The sequence below is a fragment of the Acerihabitans sp. TG2 genome, assembly GCF_035013185.1.
Classification (GTDB): Bacteria; Pseudomonadota; Gammaproteobacteria; order Enterobacterales; family Enterobacteriaceae; genus Acerihabitans.
In genome coordinates this window covers 1-16582 of the sequence record NZ_JAYGJO010000020.1, presented here as the reverse complement: position 1 = coordinate 16582, position 16582 = coordinate 1, and the positions used below count along the sequence as shown (strand labels likewise).

Here is a 16582-nt window from a genome sequence, read left to right as displayed (position 1 = left end):
AGCCGCTGTCACGACACAACAGATCACTGGCCGCCAAGACGGCCAGCAGGGATCAATTCATCACTTCGGTACAGCTGCCCTGTCCAGCTTACCAGCGCTACAAGTGGCCACCTGGTATCAAGTGTGTTATGACGCGGGGTTGCCGGTGCGCGTCCAGGTCAATGCCGAATAAAAGTTCTTTTTTGCTAAAGGGTTGGTACACAGATCCGTTATGGTATCGTATCAGTCGAGATTTGATACGAGGTCTAAATTGGAAAAGCTCCCTGCTTTAATGGCTCAATTTCGTCAGGGTATTGTGTCCAGCTCCGCACCTGGTAGCCCACACATCGCGATTTCTGCAACTAACGACCTCGATGCCGCAATGACCTGGCTGGTTTCTCGTTCCGGGAAGTCCGAACACACATATCGGGCATACCAGAAAGAATTGCGCCGGTTTATGACCTGGCTCATTACACAGAACTTGTCGCTTACCTCAGTTAAAGTTGAAGATATAGAGTCGTATTTCAAGTTACTCCGTCGCCCTCCACTCTCATGGCATGAGCCTAAATCCAGGCACCGGGATGACCAATCATTCACGACCAGGCTGCTTAAGCCAGAAGGCCTCTCTGAAAGTTCCATCGCATATACCAGACGCGTGCTTATTAACCTGTACCGCTATCTACAGGATGCGGGTTACGCTATGACAAATCCCCCCATCCTTACGGCTGAGCGGAGCGTTATCAAAGAAACGACACAGCAACGATATCTAGATCTTGCTACATGGCAATGGAGCTGGGGTAAGCTAGTGAACTATGAGCTTCAATGTGCCTCATCTGGCGATAACAGCCTGCTTCGTAATGCAGTACGATACCGCTGGGTATTTGCTCTACTTTACCATACAGGGATGCGAGCTGAAGATGCCGCTTACGCAGCTATGGCCAACATTAAAAAGAGCGATGGTGTCTGGTCACTACACGTAGTGGGGAAAGGTAACAAAGCACGATATATAACGCTTAACAGCGTCCTGATGCAGGAGCTGGTCAGGTACAGAAGGTTTATAGGTCTGATTACCGACTACCCTTCACCAGGAGAGGAATCACCATTGCTCCGCTCCGTGCAATCGGGGCGTAAAGGACATCTATCGACCCGCTTGTTGTCCGGTCTGATTAGGGAAATATCAAAATTTCTGGTTTCCAGGTGTGATGACCCACACATCCGGGAGCAGATACGAAACATGACTACTCACTGGTTAAGACATACCAACGCTACTCATCGCCTTATGGCAGGAGCCAGCCTTCACAGTACCAGCGATGAACTTGGCCACTCCAGTATTCAGACAACACGGATTTATGCCAAAACATCCAGTAAGCACAGAAAAGAAGACGCTGAAAAATTAGCCGCCTTGAATCAACATACGGATTAATCTGATTAAGCAGTGAATTATTGCTATCTACAAAATGATGCGTTAGGATTTTTTCCCCAGTCAATATTTCGAACATGCATCGAAAATCGACTAGGTTTTCTTCGCCAAAAGAAAAAGGCCACAGCTTCGGTTGTGGCCTTTTCATTTCTAAAAGGATATGACAGAAGCGGGCTGCTTTGCTTTACTGACGGCCCGCGCTGGTTCGATGTCACTTTTAATAAGCTACGCGAACAAGCCAGATGAGGTAGCAGTGCTCCTGGCGGTTGATATTAAGTAGAGCACCACCATTTCGCAACAAAACGCGACCGCTGCCAGCAAAGGTATTAAACCCACTGCTGCTATTTCCTGGCTGATCTGCTTTATAAGAAAAGTTCAAAAGTGCCGGAGGCGCTAAATCGCGAAGTGATGAAGTCACGACAGGTGATGATGTTACGCCGTTTATCTTGAGTACGGCGCTGAAATTACCGGAACGCGATACTGATTCCATCGGCACTGATTCCCCCTGAACCGACACTGCCTGCCAGTATAGCAACCGCTCCAATGCCCCTGCCTGACGGAACATATCGGCAACGATTGCACTCTGGCCAGGCGAAATCACCCGTTGACCATCTCCATCGCCCAGCCCGTCCCCAGAGAGTCCTTTAAGCGAGTGAATAATATTTTTGAGAGCATCAGGACGTGTCGGCGTAAATTTCCAGACAGACACATCAAAAGAGACACACTCTGGACAGCCCTGGGCAATGGATGATGACTCTCCTGCACCTTCGTTGGTTGAAGCAAACACTGGTTTTGCGAGAGGTAATAGAAGCGCAAACCCCAGGCAAGCCAGTCGCAATGTATAACAATTCATTAATTATATTTCCTTAGAAAATATTAAAACAATTGTTTGGAAACTTGTTCTGGAGAGAGAAGTTTCTCTCTCCTTGATAATGAAGGTCAGGCGACAGATTGGGAAACTTCGGTATTGCTGGTCGATTGTTCAGCCTCGGCATTGTGCGTGTCAGCACTATCTAACTCATCTACATCGCTAACAGTCTCGTCGATCGTACCGCCGAGCCGCTTGAAATTTTCGTTATCAAAATTAACAGAGTCCTGGCGCATTTTGAGTAACTTATCGAATTCATCTGCCTGCAACGTGACTACAACCGTTTTACTTGCTTCATCACGCCAGTAGCGCTCTTCATCATCCAGCGACACTAAATCCAACAGAGAATTGTGGAAAGACTCAGCAATTTTTTTCGGTAAAGATTTAGGTTTCAGATCAGAAGGACGCAATAAAGCACGGTCTGAAGTATTTTCATTTTTTCCGCCATCAAGTACCAATGGCGCATTTGTACCCGGAATATCACCCTGAACTTCAGTGCGGTCTCCTGCTTCAGCCTGATCGTTACCTTCCAGGCGTTTTTGCTTTTCAATTTCTTTTTGACGTCTGGCTTCTTCTTCCTTCTGAACTTCAGCAAAACGGCGATTCATAGCCTCTTCAATTTTTTGGGTAGTTGGTGCAATACCATATTTACGAACCTGTTCGAGGGCTAAAGTCTGCGAAATAATGCCGTCAGCAATCCAGCGTTTAATTTGCTGAGGCAAACGGTACGATTCGATAAAGTTGTTCACCGAATTCACTGTGATACCGCGCTCTTGAGCAAGAGCCTGGCGCGACCAGCCGCTATTAAGAAGTCGGCAAAGAAGAGCACCAATGGCTAAAGATGAAAACTTACTTCCATCCTGTGCGCGCAGCAACAGCAGATCACGCTGTACCCCGCTTTCGCATTTTACTTCATTTACATCAAGCAGCTTAACTTCGAACCCTTCATCGTACAGCTCCTTTATAGCGAACAAACGAGAGTTACCGTCACGGTTGTAAGGCACACTATCGATGATCTCGATTTGGATCGGCGGCGGTAACGTGGTGTCTGGATCGCCACGATAAGCAGCTTTGAGTTTTTCCAAGTACTGACGATTAAGCGGTACAGCAAAATATTCCTCTGGAGAGCTATAGCCCTCAAACCGAGTGTTATAGCCTGGATCAATCTGGATAATTTTCGGGGAAAGACGAACACCGGCATCAGTTTTAGAACCCAGCTCTTCGTTAACTTTACGCAATTCACGGATGAAGCCGCTTAGGCTCTGTACCGGTTTTTCAATGTTAAGCTCTACGTTATACATAACTTTATTCCTTCGCCAAAAGAAAGTTTAGTTTGAATACACCACTTGGTGGGGGTGAGCTAGTATAACTTGCCAAACAGTCAATCTGTCAATGTTTTTTAAATTTATTTTCAAATTATCATAAAAAAATATTGAATAAAAACACTGGGTTTTCAATTGATGCTATTCAGATTTTATTCAAATAGAAAATGGATCTTTTTCAAAATTAATGAAAAAAACCTAAGACGCTTACTGCTCGTTTGATTGCTCAAGATGTAAGCCAAAAAGGCTCTACTGAGAAGTCATAAAAGTGCTATCAGAACTAAACCCTCCATCTAAAATGTTTAATATTAATAAGCATAGTAATCACTATCGGTCGATCTTGAACATCCTTTACAGCTAATGTCTGTAAATGAAAAATGTTCATTTATATTGAACATAAGATAACTATCTCAAGGTTCGTCATGACTACACCCACCCTAGAGATCGCTTAAAATGGCCTTTAACAGCCAAGCTAAAAATGAAATGTGTTTAGGGTCGTCAAAAATGACAATCACCATACTTGTTAATAAATGAATTATGGAACCGTCATCTCACAGGATTATCATGTCCGGAATGACGCAAAAGAGGGTGAAAAATCATTGCGCGTCTTCCTCGCGGCCACCAAAGATCAGACATAGCACGCAACCCGTGGTGAAGGTTGTCAAAAAAGTGTCAAAATGAGCTATTTTTTAACCTGATTATTTTGAATAAGAGATAGAGTGGTATAATGGAAATCATGATGAGTTGGCCAGGAGTTTCTTATGGATTTTTCAATCACACGCGATTTTATTGAGGATCAGTGCAAGACAGCGCTATCACAGAATGTAGTAGATTACACAGAAAATGATCATGTTGGTCTTATTCAACTAATGTATAAAAAAGGGAAGGCATTTTCTCTCGATATTCCAGCAGTTACTGAATGCTATTCACTTCTTTCTTATGTTCTGGAACAGAAAGGAGAGGTAAGAACACTTCCGCTTACAGTGGATAGACTGGTAGATGTAAATAGTTTATTGTCAGGAGTCTATGTGAACTCAGACAACACGAAGTGTCTTCTAATTCTGACCGTTGGGAGCGGTGAACTCAGATATATTGCTCATTGGATAGCTGATCGCATCAGAAGCAACCGTGTAGTCGATATGCCCGGTAAGCTATTTCTTACATTCACAATAGAGCGGCGAGGTGACCTACCCTTTATGCTGCCGGATTGGTGCGGGGCGTATTATGTAGACAGTAACCCTGAACAATGTGTACCGATCATAACGTTGCAGTCTGTCCTCACCAACAGCGCTATTTCCGGTGACTGGATATTGTCAGCCTTATATCGCCTACAATCATTTAATCTGCCTGTAGACAAAGCCATCACAGCCGCCGAAGAGAAGCGCCCTTAATAGAGGGCGCTATCATATAAAAGAAATATTTTCAATCTTTTTTTTAAATTTTTGTTGCGTCGCGGAAAAGTCTGGTTTAAAGTCTCTCCATGGACACAGAAACAGAAGCTGGAGCATGAAATGGCCGACTACTATAAATCAGAAGATTTCGCGAATACCCAGCTTCATTATGGACGTCAGGCTGGTATCCGCCAGGCAACACTGGAAGCTAATCTTCAGCTCGACAAACTGACAGAAGAAGCAAACCGTCGCATTCGCTACCTGAATGATCTTAACGCAGAACAGGCAAACCACATCCGTAATCTTGAAGCAGCTTTAGCAACAAAGGATATGGAACTGCACACAGCGATGGCAGCATTAAGCGCCACAAGAGATACACTCGATGCAGTGGTTACACAAAATCCCGCTGCGTTCAGCCTAATAGCAAAGATATTTCGAGGCTTTTATGTTAAGCACTCACAGATAGCAATCGATAATGGCGACATCAGGACTGATCCTGTGAAATCGGCCTCATTTCAAAAACTGGCTCCAAAGACTCATAAGTTTCTCGCCACTATTTTGAGTAAATAAAAAAGCCCTTACATGAGGGCTTTTTTTTAATAATCTCGATCTTTATTCGAATTACCCGATGAGCTAACCCCCGGAGACATCTCAATAACTTGATCCACCCGCCTTTGATTACTACCAGCACCAACTGTATCTGTGCCATTTGGATTTGCGTGTTCCAAACCTTTCTGACTACCAATTTGTAGTGGAGCACTAGCAGGCGAACCAGCATTCATAATGCTCATCTGTTCAAGTCTTCCGCGCATATTTGAGGATGCACTTGTTTCACCTAAATCGCTAATACCAATGTTTATCCATTTAAGAACGTGATCAGGCAAAATCTGCGGAAGTGCAAAAACCATGTAGAGCACTGATAGTAAGATGAAAGCATAGCCGCCCATCCACCATTGAAATGTTACCCATTGGGCAATGCTTCCTATCGCACCGGTTGATGTTGACACAGCACCTTGTATTGAAAAATAGGTTTGAGATATGTAGTCAATGACCGGGTCACTTATCAAGATCGCAGCGAATAGACCAAGGACGGAAAGAGACGGACGTACAAACAGGCCGACAAGCAACAAATAGCCCTGTGTTTGAGAACCAATAAAGCTTCGTTCTGGAGTCATATGCATGATACCCCAAAGAACAATTGCCACAACACTCTGAAACACCGCTAATAACCAACCAACAAAAACGATCATGAATATGCCGTAAGGCAGTGAAGGAACTAGCACTGAAAAATATAATGCCATCCAAGACAGTGCTTGTTTGAAGGTAGCCAGGGAATTTACGACAACGCTAAGCACCCAATCCCATAGAGGTGTGGTTACTTTATCAGCATCAACCCCGATCCCCATAATCTTGACAGAAGAAGCCGCCCCTGCTGTAACGCGCAATGCAGATACCCCCGTTTTAATCAAAACAATGCTCGCGCTGGTACTTGCTTGAAGTACTGCTAAATAATCTCCAACACACTTTATCCTGTTGAGTGAACCCCCAATCTGTCCAGCCGTACCACAACCCAAATAGGTTGAATTACCATCGGCGTCAATAAGCGTATCTACAATGGCATTCATAACATGACCACTCATGTTATTTAATTTATCGTCAATATCATTTTGAAGAGCAGATATATCTATTGAATCAGCACTCTTAGGTATAGAATTTACAATATCCGTTGGAGCGACAGCTTTGTCTTTACTTGCATCTTTTTCATCTGCCTTTTTGATTATAGTTTCTGTAACTGTATTAACTGTATTTACTAATTCACTCGTCCTGCTATCAGCTGGCAGAAGGACATAAGAGGGCTGAACAACCTGCCCTGCTGGTAATGCCGTCACCGTTGAAATAGCACTTCGAATTGCCCCAACACGCTGAAACCATCCCGCAGCATCGGCCCATCCTTTGTTAGTGATGGAATCAACATACTGCTTCATAATGTTGTTTAAACTAGAGCCAGACTGACTACCCTGGCTTAGTGATGCACCCACAACAGCATTTTCAGCAGTAGCAATAATGTCGTTCAGTTTTGCTGAATCAACATTACTCCAGTCCTGAGAATCCAATGATAAAGGCCATGTTGCAACCCAACTATCGATATTATTGATCATTTGAGATGCAGTCTGTTGCTTCACCTTTTGTAGACTTTGATGAAGTTGTTCAAGAAGTTTTTCAGATTGGTCATCAGAATTTTTGGCAGCGTAGCTACTAAGCGAGACTCCACCACAAAAGCCAAGGCCTCCGGCTAGATTAGATGAGCCATTTGAATCAGCCATGACATATGAGATATCCCCTGAATTAGAATTGGTATGTCTTAATTCTACCTGTGGCTTTACAGTGTCACTTGCATAAATATTATTTGCTAACCTTGCACAATATGAAACAGCAAGATATTTGTTAGCCAAATCGCGCAAACCATAGTATGCGCCAGTTTTATTAATGCCTCCTACAATTGCATTAGGAGAAACGATACCTACACCAACGCCAGCTCTATACACAGTATTTGCTGCCCCTACCCCCCATAAAGCGATCATTAATACGAGGGTTTGTAAGAAACAATAGCCGCTACCTGTAGGTAATAACAATCCTCCGAATGTCACTATCCTTGTTGATGTCCAGACAGAAGACCAGCTTTTACCCATAGCTTCACCATCATTAGCTGTATTAGCAACACCAACAAATAGTGAGCCTGTAATAATCAAACAGGCAAGAACAAGTGCAGCGCTGTTGAAGCTTGAAAACATGGAGGCAAGTACATTTGAATTTGCAGAAATACTATTAGGATCACCACCAATTACAAGTTGATCTATAATTGGGCCAAATACTTGCTTTAGAGTATTTACAGAAATATCCTGGCACTCACCAGTACCCACAGAGGTACATGGCGAAAAAGGCATTGTCATATATGCCACCTAGAAAGATAATAAATTAAATACAGGTTACTATATTAAAGAGTTAAGTAGAATCTTTTAGATAAAGGATAAGTGTCTATTTCACTGTTACTATTCCTGATTTCATCAGACATGTTATGATAGATAAAATTACTAATGCAGAGGACACAAATGTCACTTTCAATTCAGGAAGCCTCTCAAGCTCTATTAGGAGCATCAGTTTTTCGCAACCGGTATGCAGACCGACACGGCAGCATCCCGCCAATTGACAAAATTTTAATGTCAGCCACAGGTAATGGGGACTCGTACCGTGTAATTCAGGAATCAATTTTAAAAAATGGGAAAACCGAATCCAGACTGTTAAACACATTACAGAATCAACAACAAAATAATCAGTTTATAGAAGCAGCAAGCAGTATTCAGCATGCTGCATCTTTAGCAAGACTGACTGCTCAAGATTTAGCCGGTAGTAAACTGGCACAAGAAAAAGTACAAGATGCAATAAAAGAATCTTTTCATAAAATTGAAGCCAGTAATAGTGGTAAAGAAGTTGGCGATTCGCTAGAAAGTACACTTCGAAACGAAATTTTTTTCGCAATTGGAAATGAACAACTTTCTGATATGTTGATGAAAATAGCTGAAACTCTATATGTGCAAGATGTGCAGGCATCAGTATTCGCGGCATATGACGTTGATGATCCCGAAAATAATGACTCTGGTCTCAACATTTAAGGAGTTACAATGAAGCTTCATGAAAACGATTTTAGAGGTACGATGACCGCCCTTTACTCTTCAGATGGTAAAGAAGCACTGTCTTCGCGGCAAAGTAATTTAGTTGATTACAGCTCGACGTTGAAGTCAGCTCTTCAACTGATGCCTCCAGATGTTGTACAGGATATGGTTGCTGATTATAAGCCGTTACCTCAGGAGAAAATCAGCAATCTAATGAACAGCTTGATCTCAAAGGAACTGATGCTCGAAGACATCGCTCAGGGTAACAATCTTGATAAAGAATGGGTATCAAGCGACAGTCAGCAAGAACGCTCACAACCATTTTCCAGTAGTGATGAATGGAATGATAATGATTGGAGCGATCTGTCACTATAAAATAAATCATTTATATAAGCCCTACCCTATTGGCAGGGCTTTTTTTATAGGAAATCGTTATATGTCACTTGAGCATTAGCTATGGACTGGCGATGATTCAACCCATCTTTCAAACCAATAGTTAGAAGCGGCACAGGCTCACGTAAGTCTCCAATCACCTCAGAAATGTACCCATTACGCACTTTTACTTCAGCAAAAGATAACATATCTGCGTTTTTTAGATTTTCTAATGAACTGCTGCTCTCAATTAATATACCTAGCGTAATTGATGGAAACTTGATATCAACAGCTTCGACCCCAGGAATAGTAAGGTATAGCCTATCATCAGCAATTCCATAGTCAAAAGGAATAGTTTTTAGCCATACCGCCTCGTTAGGCTGGACACCTAAACAGGCTTGACCCTCACTAAATGCTAAGCAAAAGCGGCCAGATTGAACTGGTGAAAATAGCTTAACCTGGTTGTGTTTAGGGTGATCCTTCATTTCGTATTGTGAAAAGGAAGATGCCCACCTCATAAAAAGGGACATGCCTGAGATCAGATAGGAAGCTTTGCTCAAACGAGCCTTATCTTGTTTGCTTAACTGGTCAACTGGATTTTTTTTCTCACCCATACTAACCTCTTTTTTTTCTTAATCGTTTAGTCTTTTCCTGAACGAAAAAGAATTCTCTCACCACACGATTTAAAGTGTGCTCATCCGACTCTTTGAATATTTGAGAATAAATTCTAATTTTTTGTAAATTTTGATCGCTCAGGCTGAACTGTCTCAAATCATGCCGTATGATAGCCTTGGCTTTTGGGATGGAAATTATATTCATCCCTGTACGCTTCAACACAAAAGAAGTTGACACATGAGTATATAATTTATTGAAGCGTTTATATTCACGCTCACTTAATTTATATTGATTAATAACTTCACTTTTAGTTAAAATCTTTCCTGTTGATGTAATTAAGTGTACTTTTTCAATGACGTTAAGTAATTTAATAACTGAACAAAGATATCTGAAGTTCATTTCTAAACTCTTGCGAGCAGTGTCGCTTGATTGCTCAAACAACCCTGTCATCAAATCATTGTAGGATCTCGTCAAATCAGGTTTAGATGTAATGTCTTGTCTAAGGCATAAATAATATATTCCCCTAATTTTTTTTATTTCAATATCTAATAAAGAAATACATGCCACAACACAAGTAATTAAATTTCTTTCATCATACCCTGGTAACTCTATTAATAGAGATTGAATCAAAGCTTTTACCGCAACATTCTTTTCACATCTAAGAACGATTTCAAATATTGCTCTTACGACTAACTTTGAGTGTTCAACAGGATAACTCCAGGTTGGATCAATGTCTAATAGTGTAGCCTGAATTTTCCGTTTATTAATATCGCATGTGAGTAGCAAGGTTAGTTTACCTCGACAACAAACTGACTATCTCAGTTAATGAAAGTCCCTGACGTTGTAACATCAAGCAACAGTGTTCTAAATTTCCTTGTTTATCCGAATAACTATTTATTGTATCTGGCAGAACTTTCAACAAATGAGAAAAGAGTCCATGCTCCCATTCATAAATTTCGTCACAACTTATGAGTGCATGGGGGAAAAAGGCATCTAACCTACTCACTGAAACAACCTGTATCCGTTTGTGGGCCGCGAGGTAGCTTAAGACGGTCAAGAACTTGAGAGGTTAACTCAACTTGCTGCTTACTGGCATCAGCGTCCTGGAACGGAGTATTAAGAACCTTGTTAACATCAGATAAAGTAGGCGTGTTTTGCAAAAAATCACTCAAATTTTTTCCCTTCGTTGTATCGACATCATGAACATTATTTATTGATTTGGTTTTAACAGGTTGTTGATCTGGCGCAGCCGGGTTAAGTGCCTCATGAAAAGGCTGTGACTTAGTTGATAAATCATAGCTGGCTGTCGGTTCTGATTGCACATCGGATTTTTCAGTACTGAAATGAATGACTAAAAACCCAAAAACAATTGCTGAAATTACACCTGTTATGAATTTTGTGTTAGATAAATAATTAGTGGCACTCGTACTTTCTAGGACAGTTTTTTGTTTTACATCAAGTTCTATGATTTTTTTAACGCCAGAATTCACACCTAAAAACTCAGTGAGGGAATTGTAAAACTGACTTTCAATTGTTTTTTTTATTTTAGAAAATGGAAATTGCAGGGTATCTTCCATATGAATACTATGAATTATCTTTTGACCATTCTTTCCAAGATCAAAAACAATATCATAGATAAATTTTCCTTCAGCAATACTTGGCTGATCATTTTTACGAACAAACAGTTTTATATGATCTCTTTCAGCTGAGTAGAAACCCTCTGTAAATGGAATTATGGTGACACCAGAGTTATAATTTAGGTCATACTCACTGTCTGTCTTGAAAATTAAATATAACTTACTTTTAATTTCTGCAATCATAAAGTTACATTTAAAATCTTTAACTTTTCTATTTACCGAAAACATTTTCTAGCACCTCCTGCTCCGAGATTCCCATTACTAAACGAGGTCGGCCTGTAGTATGATCAAGCATCAATGCAGCTGGTACACCTTGTAATTCAATTTCTGGATGCTCGCGAAAAATATTCATTAAAAACTGGCCGTTATCATCAATTTTCTTATATAAAGCCTCGATGGGCGTAGTAGTATTTGGCATTTTACTTTCAAGATTATCAAGCTCGCTAATAGGAGTACTCATAATCAGACTAAATACTTTTGAATTTTCTGAATCGAGAATGGCTGAGGATAAGCGTTGCCCTCCTCTAAGGTTGGTTGGAATCCATTTAATCGTAAATCCTTTTGCGACTATATTTCGTGTATTCTTATATGCTTTGTGACACCAAGGACATTTAGGATCGATAAAAATGTAAACTGTATCACCTATTGAACCCGGGCCTTCTTTAAAAGAAGCTAATGAATCCAACGTTTTCATAATGTCGGGAACAGCTTTTGTCCATGAACCTTTCAAAATGTAGCTAGCACTTGTTGTGTTATTTTTGTTCGGACTACCCATAACAGCATTGAGGTTTATCCCGGTTTCACCTTCATCATTTTGGCTAAACGGTAAGCCATTCTTCTCCATAAAATCGACTGTGATGGACGCAGTGATGTTTTGTCCATTCAGGCTACTCCAGGTGTCCCCTATCCACAGATAGCCGGTTCCTACATTACTAAATATCACCTTCTTGTTTGTGCCATTACTTACTAGCCAGGCAATGATGATTTCTTTGCTTGGTAATTCGTTTGGAACAGAAATGCTGTAGATTTTTTCAACAACTCCAAACTTAGAAATTAATTTCGCTCCTTTTAAAATAATATCACGATTATTTGTTTGGACTTGTTGTTCAAGGTTTAATTCATTATTTAACACCAGAGGCGCAGCCCCACTAGCTTTAGCCATATATGGTACAAACGAAATGGAAAAAATAACACTACAAGCTATTAATGACTTTTTCATTTTAAACCTTAATTTATTTAAAATTGCGAAACATGCTCTGCCTCATACTTAAAGCTTTGTATTTGTGACTGTAAAGCATCAATTGCTTTGTTAACTAGCGGTTCGGGATAACCTACATTACCGGTTGCTTCATAAAGATAATGCGCATGGATGGCACAGCCTTCAGGGTGTGCAGATGGTCTGCCAATATTTGATATTAATATATACATCCGGCGGTCATAGAAGCGAAGCCAACGCACATCAGCCGCAGGTAACACACCTAATCTACGTGCCTCACTAAACAAGCCATAAATAATTGTACTTACATATGCATGCTTTTTAAATATTTTTTTAACTTCTTCACTTCTTTTATAATACTTAACTATTATATCTCTTGCTTTGCTAATATCAATTTCAGGATTTAACCATTGTTCCTCTTCTTTTAAGAACTGACCTGATTTTTTAATGGAATCACTGGTGTTTATTTTTTCTTTTTTATTTTTTATTTTAGATGGCGGGATGAACTGATTCCAGCAATAAATAATCATTTCCTGACTATCTTTTTTTATTTCTTTAAACTCGTCGTCACTTAGTTTGGTATCAGTAGCAGCTACGACAGGTATCGAGATAGCAAGCATCAATACCTCTGAATTTGTAAGCTCCATGAAATTATTACCAGTCCATAATTTCCCTAACTGTTCAATTAACACGTTTTTTGTCTTATTAATATTTAAAGTTGGAGTAAACGTTTTTCCATCTTTGCTCTCTTGCCATCCTTCAATTAAACCGTATTTTTTAACAAAATCCCTTGATGAAAGAGGCATTCCATATAGTGGGTCGCTTAAATCCTTCGCAACCAAGTCCAAGTATACAAACATTTTAAGATGAGGGTATTCTAATTGTTTTTCTTCCATAAATGATTTAATTCCGTGTGTTTTACGAAAAATCAAAAAAGGATGAAATTTCTGAATTTTCAAAAAGCCTTTCCCGGCGATATAAAAAATAGGGATTAACAAAAATAAATTAATTACAAATGTACTTAACTCAATACTTTTAAATTTAATCGCATTAAAATCTTTAGAGCAAACACCAATCAATCCCCAACCTTTTGGCTGACAGTAATTATCTACCCAGTCTTTAGCTGTACTAAAAGGTGGGAGTTCAATAAATTTTCCAATAGTTGCTGGTATAATCAACTCAGCATACCTAATATAAACATATACCATTGATATATAGTAATGTTGTGTCATCCAGAAAATAATTATTAGTATAAAACCCAATAACGGTATAACCATCAAGGCGGCTTCGTTTTCTTGTCCGCCACTTTTATTCGCATCGTTCATATTGAACCTCATTAAATTAAAGCCAGCAATGGCTGGCTTTAATTTACTTTATAGCGTTTAATCTTGCCAGCCTAATAAGTTGCGAACACCGCTTAAATAATCATCTTCTTTATTCATATCGCTATTTTTATTGTCAATTTCACTTTCAATAGATTCTTTAGCATTATTAGTACTGGTATTGAATTTTCCAGTCAGCGGCTTAATATCTGTTTTTGACTGTTCTAGATGCAAGTGCTGTGGTAAATCTGCGTGGTTTATCCCTGCATTTACGCTCAGATTTTGCGTAGCATTGTCTTTCAAATTTTCTTCTGAAATATCATAGGATTGCATTAATGCAAAGTCAAAATTTGGTAAGTAAATACTGATTTCAATATCACTTAGCCCAACTCGTCTAGCCATGACATATAATGCACTCGATGCATCTGGAACATCACCGCTCTCAACAAAACTGGCCATCTGTGTTAGTGCTGCAAGAATCTGCCTTCGATAAACACTACTCCGACTCCTTGGAGGCAGTTTTTCATACACTCGGAAAACCTCATATTCAAGAGGAAAACCGAGTCTTAGCTGCACCTCAAACCGTTCATAATCATCAACCATCAGTGTCCCCCCTACTTTCGGCATTTCGCCTTTCAGCTGAAGAACCTATGATCAAGAGTAGCCGTAAAATGTTTTGCCGGTTTGAACCGGCAAGATTACGTAAGTATTCGGCATTTTTCTTTTGAACCGACTCATTCAAACTCAGGCCAAAAGTAATTCGCTTGATTGCCACATTAACCCCCTACCGATCACTGAAGATATTTAGCGAGTTTCATCATTCCACGCGCATTGGAAAATTCAGGATTTTCAGGAATAATACAACCTTTATAACGATCCTTAAGATTTTTATCGAACACAATCGCACCGCCACCCACAATAACCAGGTGTTCAATATCTTCATCATTGCCCAATATTTGATTAACGGCCATTACAATTCTTTCAAAAAGCGCGGACTTTTGGGCAGTGACAATTTCACTAACATCTACTTCCTGCCTACTGATAAGCACTTTTTCGCATGTGATAGCCATCTCGATTTGTCGTTTTGTGATGTTTCCAGGATTAGTGTTGAACTTAGCTGCTAGCACTCTTTGTAACTCATCATACAGACTGAGCACCCCAACAGAGGCAGATCCAGAGCGGCGAATATCTATTTTCATCTTGGGAAGCAACACAGCCACATCTGTAGTATGACCACCGATATCAACTATAGCAGTTAGATCGTTTTTTAGACTTTCGGCCTCAGCAGTTGGTTTACCCTTGATATCAATGAGAAGGTCTATATACGCCGCAATACCTTCTGAGCATACAGAACTTTTTACGATTGTGGCTATTGGTAGCTCATTGTTAATACCACAGGCAACTTCACCTTTCAGATTTTCAATTTTTTTGTTGATTAGATCTTCATTTCTTAGGGTAGTTGGTAGGTAATAATCACGAACTGGTAAACCTGTAGTTACTTGTACATTCTCACCTGCAAACCTAGCACACAGCAAACCTGCATGAACGAGGACACGGTTTAGATCACTTAGCGGATAAGGCTGCGCTAAATTTCTGGTATCAAGCGGTGAAGGTACACTTTCATCAACAGTGTACTTTCTACCGTTGGTTTCAAAAATAAATGATTTATCAGATTCATTTCCCATATCACCGATCACGACATCATGCGAAGCACAAGAAGGAATTGAGAAGCAGTTCCCTTCTTCATCAACAACTTTTATAGAAAAAAAACCATCATCAACACCCGCATATTTTATGGATTCAGTCACTTTAGTTGCCATTTTTTCTTCCTTTTTAATTATTTACGAAAAATTTTCAACACACTGCCAGTGGTTACAGTAACACCGGTAATCCACATTTTTACACTTCTGAAAAAAGCACCATATGTGGTTTTTTTTATCGAATAGATATAGATGGTCAAGATTATCCCCGACATTCCGACCAGAAATGTCTTTAGTCCAGGGAAAAAGAGAATGAGAAGCACAAACAAAACTGTTGCCGCTGGCAAAAAGAAAAATTTTGGAGACTTAGCTCCATTACTCCAGTGCGCCCTACCCTGCATAAAGCCCCCTCGATTCAAGACAATACGTCAATGGCACTATACCTCACCCACAATCACACTTCATCATTATAATGCATTTATTTACACCAAAACACACTACTAACCACAATATAACACTATATATCACTAAGGATCACATAGTTACACACATGATATTTTTCAACAAGTTATGCAATGTTTATGATTTATATCGTGTCATCAAGATCGGCTGACTTGGATTTCATAATCGATCCTGAGCAGGCACCTCTATTTTTTTTGGTGCCAGCTAAAACTCTATGATACTGATATCAGTATATACTGATATCAACATATGTTTATATACCTATATACTGATATTTCTCTTAGCAGAGACCACTGTTTTCAAGCTTTGTCCCAACTGATTGGCTTACAAACCAATGTATCTACATGCTGATATCATTACATGCTGATATCATTACATGCTGATATCATTACATGCTGATATCACCACACATTGATTTTACCATTTACTGATACCCCACAGCAGACATCACTATTTTTAGGCTTTGCGCCTACTGATGCGCTTGCTAACCGGCGCATCAATATACTGATATAGATATATGGTGACATCTTCCTATTAGACACCACTATTTGGCAGTTTTGTAGCAACTGAGGTGCTTACAAACTGGTACCTCTACGTACTGATATAT

The 16582-nt window shown here is 40.0% G+C and carries 15 protein-coding genes and 1 pseudogene; 6 read left to right on the top strand and 10 right to left on the bottom strand.

Features of this window, described 5'->3' with window-relative positions; all coding sequences use genetic code 11:
- Positions 1 to 211: 211 nt before the first annotated feature.
- Both SJI19_RS24885 and SJI19_RS16610 read left to right on the top strand, forming a co-directional pair.
- Positions 212 to 514 (top strand): annotated as a pseudogene (locus SJI19_RS24885) (site-specific integrase); the annotation flags it as partial.
- A 165-nt stretch (positions 515 to 679) separates the two neighbouring features.
- Complete coding sequence (locus tag SJI19_RS16610) at positions 680 to 1402, top strand: site-specific integrase (protein WP_323479388.1); 723 nt, start codon at positions 680 to 682, stop codon at positions 1400 to 1402.
- A 214-nt stretch (positions 1403 to 1616) separates the two neighbouring features.
- Here the strand turns inward: SJI19_RS16610 and SJI19_RS16605 are convergent, their stop codons facing one another.
- Both SJI19_RS16605 and SJI19_RS16600 read right to left on the bottom strand, forming a co-directional pair.
- Complete coding sequence (locus SJI19_RS16605) at positions 1617 to 2252, bottom strand: hypothetical protein (protein ID WP_323479387.1); 636 nt, start codon at positions 2250 to 2252, stop codon at positions 1617 to 1619.
- A gap of 86 nt (positions 2253 to 2338) precedes the next feature.
- The gene (locus tag SJI19_RS16600) at positions 2339 to 3568 is read right to left on the bottom strand and encodes a hypothetical protein (protein ID WP_323479386.1); all 1230 of its coding nucleotides are present in this window, start codon (positions 3566 to 3568) and stop codon (positions 2339 to 2341) included.
- Positions 3569 to 4350: 782 nt separating this feature from the next.
- Between SJI19_RS16600 and SJI19_RS16595 the strand changes: the two genes are divergently transcribed.
- On the top strand, positions 4351 to 4980 hold the full coding sequence (locus tag SJI19_RS16595; RefSeq protein WP_323479385.1) for a hypothetical protein: 630 nt from the start codon (positions 4351 to 4353) through the stop codon (positions 4978 to 4980).
- 120 nt (positions 4981 to 5100) lie between these two features.
- Positions 5101 to 5550, top strand: coding sequence for a hypothetical protein (locus SJI19_RS16590; RefSeq protein ID WP_323479384.1), 450 nt, complete (start codon positions 5101 to 5103; stop codon positions 5548 to 5550).
- 26 nt (positions 5551 to 5576) lie between these two features.
- Here SJI19_RS16590 and SJI19_RS16585 read toward each other — a convergent pair whose 3' ends face one another.
- Positions 5577 to 7931 carry a DotA/TraY family protein gene (locus SJI19_RS16585; protein WP_323479383.1) on the bottom strand — a complete coding sequence of 785 codons (2355 nt, stop codon included), beginning with the start codon at positions 7929 to 7931 and terminating at the stop codon, positions 5577 to 5579.
- 159 nt (positions 7932 to 8090) lie between these two features.
- Between SJI19_RS16585 and SJI19_RS16580 the strand changes: the two genes are divergently transcribed.
- Together SJI19_RS16580 and SJI19_RS16575 are read left to right on the top strand one after the other, a co-directional pair.
- Positions 8091 to 8651, top strand: coding sequence for a hypothetical protein (locus tag SJI19_RS16580; RefSeq protein ID WP_323479382.1), 561 nt, complete (start codon positions 8091 to 8093; stop codon positions 8649 to 8651).
- Between the two features lie 9 nt (positions 8652 to 8660).
- Positions 8661 to 9026, top strand: coding sequence for a hypothetical protein (locus SJI19_RS16575; RefSeq protein ID WP_323479381.1), 366 nt, complete (start codon positions 8661 to 8663; stop codon positions 9024 to 9026).
- Between the two features lie 44 nt (positions 9027 to 9070).
- On the opposite strand, the gene SJI19_RS16570 is transcribed toward SJI19_RS16575, so the two are convergent.
- The 7 genes from SJI19_RS16570 to parM all read right to left on the bottom strand — a co-directional run bounded on the left by SJI19_RS16570 (position 9071) and on the right by parM (position 15633).
- On the bottom strand, positions 9071 to 9637 hold the full coding sequence (locus SJI19_RS16570) for a hypothetical protein (protein WP_323479380.1): 567 nt from the start codon (positions 9635 to 9637) through the stop codon (positions 9071 to 9073).
- Between the two features lies 1 nt (position 9638).
- Positions 9639 to 10424: a hypothetical protein gene (locus SJI19_RS16565; protein WP_323479379.1), complete on the bottom strand. Its 786-nt coding sequence runs from the start codon at positions 10422 to 10424 to the stop codon at positions 9639 to 9641.
- A gap of 212 nt (positions 10425 to 10636) precedes the next feature.
- Positions 10637 to 11503, bottom strand: coding sequence for a hypothetical protein (locus tag SJI19_RS16560; protein ID WP_323479378.1), 867 nt, complete (start codon positions 11501 to 11503; stop codon positions 10637 to 10639).
- A complete protein-coding gene (locus tag SJI19_RS16555; protein WP_323479377.1) occupies positions 11487 to 12494 on the bottom strand; it encodes a hypothetical protein in 1008 nt (335 codons plus the stop codon). The genes SJI19_RS16560 and SJI19_RS16555 overlap by 17 nt, the downstream gene beginning before the upstream one ends.
- Before the next feature lie 17 nt (positions 12495 to 12511).
- Positions 12512 to 13816 carry a type IV secretion system protein IcmP/DotM gene (locus SJI19_RS16550; protein WP_323479376.1) on the bottom strand — a complete coding sequence of 435 codons (1305 nt, stop codon included), beginning with the start codon at positions 13814 to 13816 and terminating at the stop codon, positions 12512 to 12514.
- Between the two features lie 57 nt (positions 13817 to 13873).
- Positions 13874 to 14440, bottom strand: coding sequence for a hypothetical protein (locus SJI19_RS16545; protein WP_323479375.1), 567 nt, complete (start codon positions 14438 to 14440; stop codon positions 13874 to 13876).
- 164 nt (positions 14441 to 14604) lie between these two features.
- Entirely contained in the window at positions 14605 to 15633 is a 1029-nt protein-coding gene (gene parM, locus SJI19_RS16540) for a ParM/StbA family protein (protein WP_323479374.1), read from the bottom strand.
- Positions 15634 to 16582: the final 949 nt, after the last annotated feature.

Bases quoted from the DNA above. Each gene is read 5' to 3' on its own strand.
- SJI19_RS16610 (WP_323479388.1), top strand. From the start codon at position 680: ATGACAAATCCCCCCATCCTTACGGCTGAGCGGAGCGTTATCAAAGAA.
- SJI19_RS16605 (WP_323479387.1), bottom strand. From the start codon at position 2,252: ATGAATTGTTATACATTGCGACTGGCTTGCCTGGGGTTTGCGCTTCTA.
- SJI19_RS16600 (WP_323479386.1), bottom strand. From the start codon at position 3,568: ATGTATAACGTAGAGCTTAACATTGAAAAACCGGTACAGAGCCTAAGC.
- SJI19_RS16595 (WP_323479385.1), top strand. From the start codon at position 4,351: ATGGATTTTTCAATCACACGCGATTTTATTGAGGATCAGTGCAAGACA.
- SJI19_RS16590 (WP_323479384.1), top strand. From the start codon at position 5,101: ATGGCCGACTACTATAAATCAGAAGATTTCGCGAATACCCAGCTTCAT.
- SJI19_RS16585 (WP_323479383.1), bottom strand. From the start codon at position 7,931: ATGACAATGCCTTTTTCGCCATGTACCTCTGTGGGTACTGGTGAGTGC.
- SJI19_RS16580 (WP_323479382.1), top strand. From the start codon at position 8,091: ATGTCACTTTCAATTCAGGAAGCCTCTCAAGCTCTATTAGGAGCATCA.
- SJI19_RS16575 (WP_323479381.1), top strand. From the start codon at position 8,661: ATGAAGCTTCATGAAAACGATTTTAGAGGTACGATGACCGCCCTTTAC.
- SJI19_RS16570 (WP_323479380.1), bottom strand. From the start codon at position 9,637: ATGGGTGAGAAAAAAAATCCAGTTGACCAGTTAAGCAAACAAGATAAG.
- SJI19_RS16560 (WP_323479378.1), bottom strand. From the start codon at position 11,503: ATGTTTTCGGTAAATAGAAAAGTTAAAGATTTTAAATGTAACTTTATG.
- SJI19_RS16555 (WP_323479377.1), bottom strand. From the start codon at position 12,494: ATGAAAAAGTCATTAATAGCTTGTAGTGTTATTTTTTCCATTTCGTTT.
- SJI19_RS16550 (WP_323479376.1), bottom strand. From the start codon at position 13,816: ATGAACGATGCGAATAAAAGTGGCGGACAAGAAAACGAAGCCGCCTTG.
- SJI19_RS16545 (WP_323479375.1), bottom strand. From the start codon at position 14,440: ATGCCGAAAGTAGGGGGGACACTGATGGTTGATGATTATGAACGGTTT.
- parM (WP_323479374.1), bottom strand. From the start codon at position 15,633: ATGGCAACTAAAGTGACTGAATCCATAAAATATGCGGGTGTTGATGAT.